The 6,063-nt window shown below is 73.5% G+C and carries 5 protein-coding genes; 3 read left to right on the forward strand and 2 right to left on the reverse strand.

What is annotated here, in order from left to right:
• Nucleotides 1-80: 80 nt before the first annotated feature.
• On the reverse strand, nucleotides 81-1,955 hold the full coding sequence (locus tag V7793_RS31655; RefSeq protein ID WP_336013079.1) for a CASTOR/POLLUX-related putative ion channel: 1,875 nt from the start codon (nucleotides 1,953-1,955) through the stop codon (nucleotides 81-83).
• A 67-nt stretch (nucleotides 1,956-2,022) separates the two neighbouring features.
• Here V7793_RS31655 and V7793_RS31660 point away from each other — a divergent pair, with 67 nt between their 5' ends.
• Both V7793_RS31660 and V7793_RS31665 read left to right on the forward strand, forming a co-directional pair.
• On the forward strand, nucleotides 2,023-2,829 hold the full coding sequence (locus V7793_RS31660) for a maleylpyruvate isomerase family mycothiol-dependent enzyme (RefSeq protein ID WP_336013081.1): 807 nt from the start codon (nucleotides 2,023-2,025) through the stop codon (nucleotides 2,827-2,829).
• Between the two features lie 93 nt (nucleotides 2,830-2,922).
• Complete coding sequence (locus V7793_RS31665) at nucleotides 2,923-3,906, forward strand: hypothetical protein (protein ID WP_336013083.1); 984 nt, start codon at nucleotides 2,923-2,925, stop codon at nucleotides 3,904-3,906.
• Here the strand turns inward: V7793_RS31665 and V7793_RS31670 are convergent.
• Complete coding sequence (locus V7793_RS31670) at nucleotides 3,896-5,119, reverse strand: nitric oxide synthase oxygenase (RefSeq protein ID WP_336013086.1); 1,224 nt, start codon at nucleotides 5,117-5,119, stop codon at nucleotides 3,896-3,898. The two genes, V7793_RS31665 and V7793_RS31670, sit on opposite strands and share 11 nt — an antisense overlap.
• 197 nt (nucleotides 5,120-5,316) lie before the next feature.
• Here V7793_RS31670 and V7793_RS31675 point away from each other — a divergent pair.
• Nucleotides 5,317-6,063: bifunctional transcriptional activator/DNA repair enzyme AdaA (locus V7793_RS31675; RefSeq protein ID WP_336013088.1), on the forward strand; the 747-nt coding region annotated here is incomplete at its 3' end.

Genomic DNA, 6,063 nt, shown 5'->3' on the forward strand with positions numbered 1-6,063 from the left:
CGACAAGTCCCGCGGAGCGCCGCTCGCACACGTGTCCCCGGAGGGGTTCTGAGGCTCCATGCCGTCCATCCTGCCCGCGCTCACCCCTCGGCGAGCACGACCACGTGGTCCTCTTCGCCCAGGGTGAGGGCGGCGGCCTTGGGCGGGTTGAGGAAGACCCCGTAGAAGGGCGGCCGGTCGCTGAGCGCGCGGAGCCGGTAGCCGATGGCGGTCTCCCCGCACTGCCGGGCCGCCTCGATGACCGTCGCGAAGTTCGCCTCCGCGCCCGGGCGCAGGTAGCGGGGTGCGGGCTTGAGGTAGATCTCGGAGCCGGCGGGGTCGAAGAGGTCGGCGAGCACGTCGTGGAGGTCGGGGTTCTCGGCCAGCTGGGTCAGCAGCAGGCAGACGAGCTTGGTGCTGACGATGAAGTCGTCGGCCTTGGTGACCTGGGCCACCTCGCGGTTGCTGTCGTCGTTCATCTCCGTGACGATCGAGTACGGGTCGCCCAGGCGGACCGCGACGTCGCGCAGGTGGAGCAAGGTGACCAGGGTCCGGTCGTCGGCGAGGTCGGGCGGGACGCTCTCGTCCGAGAGGACGACGACGTGCTGGTAGCCGCCCGGGCCGAGGGATTCCAGCGACCTCCTGCTGGTGGGGTCGCAGGGGCGGTGACGGACGGTGAGGTTCTCCCGCGGGGTGCCGAGGGCCTCCACGGGCCAGCGCGGTGCGGCGATGTCGAGGACGGAGCCGGGCCGGACGAACTGGTCCAGCAGGCTGACGATCTTCGGGGCGCGGGAGTTCCAGCCGATGAGCAGGGTCCGGTCTGGGGCGGGCGCAGGGCCCGGGAGACAGGAGATGGCCGTGCGGACGACGGGGGCGCAGCTGTCGGCCAGGCGGATGAGCAGGTCGTCCTCGGCGACGACGGCCATGCTGTCCCCGTCCTGGATCACGGTGTCCATCGGGGGGTTGACCAGCACTTCACCGCCGGGCCTGCGCAGGCCGATGGGGATGCCGAGCTCGTAGGCGTGCAGCGCCTCGCCGTAGGTCGTGCCGGTCAGCGCCGGTTCGGGCTGGAGGTAGATCTCGTTGCCGACGAAGCTGAGCAGCTCGTCGCAGACCGCGGAGAGCCCCGCCTGCCGGTGCGACTGGACGACGAGCCGGACGGCGAAGTCCTCGGCGTCGACGACCAGGCCGGTCTCCCCCGCGGCGAGGCGCGCCACGGAGAGGTTGTCCGAGTCCTGCACGGCCGCGACGACGTGGGGCCGGGAGCCGCGCCAGGTGCGGTTGTTCAGCAACAGCAGCACCTTGATGACGCTGGTGTCGCTGTCGTCCCCGCCGGGCGGCAGGACCATGACCGACCGGGCGGTGTCGGGGCTCACGAGTTCGAGGTCGGCCCGCTTGAGGGGGTTGCCGGAGCGGCAGATGACGTGCGTGCGGCCCGTGGCGGGGACGCGGGTGCGGATCTGGTCCTCCATCGTGACCTTGTCGCGGTCGGCGAGGATCACCACGCACGAGCGGCGCTTGCTCTGGTTGGCCTCGACCAGCTCGGCGACCACCGTGAAGACCTGTTCCGACCAGCCCAGGATGATGGTGTGCCCGCGCTCGACGAGCCGCGAGCGTCCCTTGCGCAGCTGCTGGAGCCGGATGTCCAGGCCGGTGGTCAGGACGCCGATGAGCGCGCTGACGATGAAGATGCCGCCGATGGTCACGAGCAGCATCAGGACCAGGAACGCCGGTCCCCCGGTGTCGCCGCCCATCGTGCCCGGATCGAGGGTGCGCAGCATGCTCATCCAGGCCACGCCGGCCCACCCGCCGTTGGCCTCGGTGTCCTCGTCGGTCCACAGCACCACCAGGACGGTGGTCGAGCCGACCAGCAGGAGCGAGGCCAGGGCGAGCCAGCCGATGAGGGCGGGGGTCCCGCGGTCCATGGTGGCGTCGAACCAGTACCGCAGCCGTTCCCGCAGCGTCGCGCGCGTCATGTCCCGCTCCCCCTCGCTCCGGACGGATCATCCCAGGCGGAGGACGTCCCGGTGGCAGAATGGACGGGTGGACCTCCTTCCCCATTTCCACCGTGAGGTACGGGCGTTCGAGGCCGCGGCCCGCCGGGCGGCCGCCGCCGGCGGGGCGCCGCCGGTCCCCTCCTGCCCCGGCTGGTCGGTGTCGGACCTGGTGGTGCACCTGGGCAGCGTGCACCGGGGCGTCGCGCACATCATCAGGGGCCGGCTCACGGGCCCGCCGGACGCCTCCGACCCGGCCTTCTCCGCCGGGCTCCCCGAGGACACCGCGGACTGGCCGCGGCCGGAGCACGCGCCCAACCACGGGCCGCTGCCGCGGAGCCTGGCCGACTGGTTCGCGGAGGGGGCGGCCGCGCTGGAGGCGCTGTTCCGCAGCCGCGCTCCGGAGGAGCCCGCGTGGACGTGGTCGCGGGAGCAGACCACCGGATTCTGGCTGCGGGTCCAGACCATCGAGGCGGCCGTGCACCGCTGGGACGCGGAGAACGCCCTGGGGACGCCCGGGCCGGTCGACGCCGCGCTCGCGGCGCAAGCCGTGGACCACTCCTTCGAGGTGATGGTGCCGTGGAGCCGCACCCGCACCGCCGCCCCGCCCGGCTCCGGGGAGCGGTACCGCTTCCGGCGGACGGACGGCGCCGGGGTATGGACGGTGCGCTTCGAGGGGGACGACGTCCGGTCCGGCGACGGCACCGGCGAGCAGGCGGCCTGTGACGTCGAAGTGTCCGGTACGGCTTCGGAGCTGATGCTGTTCCTCTGGGGGCGGATCCCCTCCGGCCGGCTCGCGGTGCGGGGCGACCGGGCGGTCCTGGACCGCTACGCCACCCTGGTTCCCCCGGTCTGAAAGCCGCGTGCGGGCCCCGTCTTCCTTGACCCCGCCCGGTGGGGGCTGATAGACCCCGGATACCTGAACGCACTCCGGGGCTGCGGGAGTTGGATGATGGAGATCACCGACGATTTCGGTCTTCCGGTCGCCATGATCGGCGCCGGTGAGCTCGCCGCCGCCCCCTGGACCCGGGCCGACCCGAAGTCCGTGGCCGTCGTCCGGATGACCGACCCCCCGCCGGAGCTCCACGGCGAACTGGCCCGCCGCGGCTTCGTGCGCAAGCCGTCGACCGTGACGTGGCGGGCGGCCCTCGGCGCGGGCGAGGAGGAGTTCCTGCGGCGCCTTCCCCGCAAGTCCCGGCAGCGCATCCACCAGGCGCGCCGGACGATCGCGCGGGACGGCCTGCGGGAAGTCGTCGAGGACCGGATATCGCCCGAGGGCCTCGACCTCTTCCTCGACCTCTACGAGGACCGGGTGGCGCGGATGCCGTACGGCATCGCCTTCGCCCGCAGGTTCCGGGAGACCATCCTGTACGGCCCGGAGAAGTACTTCGCCGTGCTCCTCTACCGGGGGGAGGCGCTGGAGGGCGGCACGCTCGCGCTGGAGTCCCCGGACGAGAGCGCGGTCAGGCTGCGCTGGTCCGCGGTCACCGAGGCGGCGCGGCGGGCGAGCCTCCCGCGCGCCCTCTACTGCGCGACGATGCGGGTGGCCCGCGAGAAGGGCTACGCGTGGGCCACGATGGGCGACGACCCCAACCTCTACGGCCACATCCCCCGCCCGGGGCTCTTCACCTTCAAGGCGAGCATGGCCTTCGAGGCGGTCCCCTCGCAGGACTTCGCGGATCCGGCGGGCTTCGACGAGGCCGATCTGGTGCTGTCGCTGGACGCGCTGACGGACCCGGTGCTCATGCTCGGCTACGCGGACGGCGGCTCCGGCGGCGACGGCGGGGCGAGCGGCCACGAGCAGGGCCCGGCGGGGCGCGGGCTGCGGGCCTTCCTGGTGAGCGGCTCGCAGGTGGACGTCGAGCCGTACACCGCTCCGTTCCTGTCCGGCCCGGCCGTCGTGCGGCGGCTGCCGGGCGGGCTCAGGGGGTGATCCGGCCGCCGCCGCGGGCCTGCGTCGCGTCGCACCAGGCGGGTCCGGGGCCGGTGCAGCGCCGGTACGGCGGGGCGGCGACGCCCCGGGCGCGCAGCCGGGCGCCGTCGTCGAGGTGGAAGTCGGGGCGGGGCCGGCTCTCGTCGTAGTAGCGGTGGAAGACGGGGGTGAGTCCGCCCGACATGGGCGGGACGATCCACGACCAGTCCGCCGGGCAGCTGCGGCCGGCGAGCTCCTCCCTGGCCAGGTGGCGCAGGAAGCGGGCGGATTCGGTGTGGTGGTCGGCGATGGTCACCCCGGCGGCGTCGAAGGAGTGCAGGACCGCGCGGTTGACCTCGACGAGCGCCTGGTCGCGCCAGAGGGTACGCGTGCTGGAGGTGTCCAGGCCGAGCCTGCGGCCGACCTCCGGCAGGATGTCGTACCGGTCGGCGTCGCAGAGGTTGCGGACGCCGATCTCGGTGCCCATGTACCAGCCGTTGAAGGGGGCCGCGGAGTAGGAGATCCCGCCGATGCGCAGCCGCATGTGGGAGATGGCGGGGACGGCGTGCCAGCGCAGGCCGAGTTCCGCGAACCAGGGCAGGGCGGGGTGGCTCAGCGGGACCTCGAGCACGTCGTCCGGCGGGATGTCGAACATCTGTAAGGCGTTCCCCCTGGTCTGGATGATCAGGGGCAGTACGTCGAAGCGGCCGCCGGCGCCCTCCCAGCCCAGCTTGGCCGCCAGTTCGGCCAGCCCGAACCCGGCGGGGTCGCCGGTGCAGCCGCCTTCGAAGCGCAGGTAGCCGGCGTAGCGGACGAGCTGCTCGTTCCATATGAGGACGGGCGGGCCCTCGGCGTCGTCCTGCGGGAAGACGGTGACGACCGGCCTGATCCGCCCGGCGTTGGTGGCCGTCCGTAAGTGGGCGAGGCACTCGGCGGCCACGTCCGCGGCGTCCGTGACGTGCCGGCGGTCGCGGACGCGCAGGCTCTGCCAGTAGAGCCTGCCGATGCAGCGGGCGGAGTTGCGCCAGGCGACCTTGGCGCCGAAGTCGAGCTCTTCGGGGGTGTGGCGATAGGTGCCGGTCTCGGCTATCTGCCGGCGTATCGCGATCAGCCGGGTGTGGAGGGCGGTGTCGTCCAGCCCGGACTCGTCGTGGAACTGCCGGACGAAACGCTCTGCTTCCCCCTGGTCCACCACGGCCCGCGGGTGCCGCCCGTTTCGCTGATCCGTCGTCATCGAGCCCCCACCTTGCGCCGGCCGCGGCCGGCTCCGGCCCGGACGGCCGGGAAAAAGACCTTCGGACATGCGCGCCGGGACATCGTATGCGGCGGCTCCGCGGCGGCCAAGCAGTCTGCGGAAAGGCCCCCGGGCCGCCCCATCACCATGTCCGATGACCGCCAGACAGGCGGGCGCGGCGTGGGAACAATGACCACGTGCTCGACTTCGACAGCTACTACCGGGCCATGGCCAGCCGCGACGCACGGTTCGACGGGTCCTTCTACGTCGCGGTGACCACCACCGGCGTCTACTGCCGCCCGGTGTGCGGCTCGCGGACCCCGAAGCCGGAGAACGTGCGCTTCTTCCGGATCGCCGCGGCGGCCGAGGCCGCGGGGTTCCGGGCGTGCCGCAGGTGCCGGCCCGAGGCGGCGCCCTCCTCCCCCGAGTGGAACGTGCGCGGCGACCTGGTGGCGCGGGCGCTGCGGCTCATCGCGGGCGGCGCGGTCGACGAGATCGGGGTGGCCGGGGTGGCCCGGCAGCTGGCGGTGAGCGAGCGCCACCTGCACCGGCAACTGGTCGCGGAGGTCGGGGTCGGCCCCCTCGCCCTGGCGCTGAACCGCCGGACCCAGGTGGCCCGGCTGCTGATCGAGTCCAGTGCGCTGCTGCTGTCGGAAGTGGCCCTCGCCGCGGGCTACTCCAGCGTCCGGCAGTTCAACGACGGGATGCGCGCGGCCTTCGGCTGCTCGCCCACGGAGCTGCGCAGGGCCTGCGGGGCCCGGGCCGACCAGCGGGCGGGAGAGCAGGTCCCCGGCCGGTCCGGGCCGCTTGTGCTGCGCCTGCGCTACCGGCCGCCCTTCGACGGCGCGGGCATGCTGGCGTGGCTGCGCGAGCGGGCCGTGCCCGGCGTCGAGGAGACCGAGGACAACCGCTACCGCCGTACGCTGCGCCTGCCGCGGGGCGGC

Source organism: Streptomyces sp. KLMMK, from assembly GCF_036961605.1.
In the GTDB taxonomy this organism is placed as follows: Bacteria; Actinomycetota; Actinomycetes; order Streptomycetales; family Streptomycetaceae; genus Streptomyces; species Streptomyces telluris.

Excerpts from the sequence above, each read along its gene's own strand:
- V7793_RS31670 (WP_336013086.1), bottom strand. The coding sequence starts at position 5,119 with ATGACGACGGATCAGCGAAACGGGCGGCACCCGCGGGCCGTGGTGGAC.
- V7793_RS31655 (WP_336013079.1), bottom strand. The coding sequence starts at position 1,955 with ATGACGCGCGCGACGCTGCGGGAACGGCTGCGGTACTGGTTCGACGCC.
- V7793_RS31665 (WP_336013083.1), top strand. The coding sequence starts at position 2,923 with ATGATGGAGATCACCGACGATTTCGGTCTTCCGGTCGCCATGATCGGC.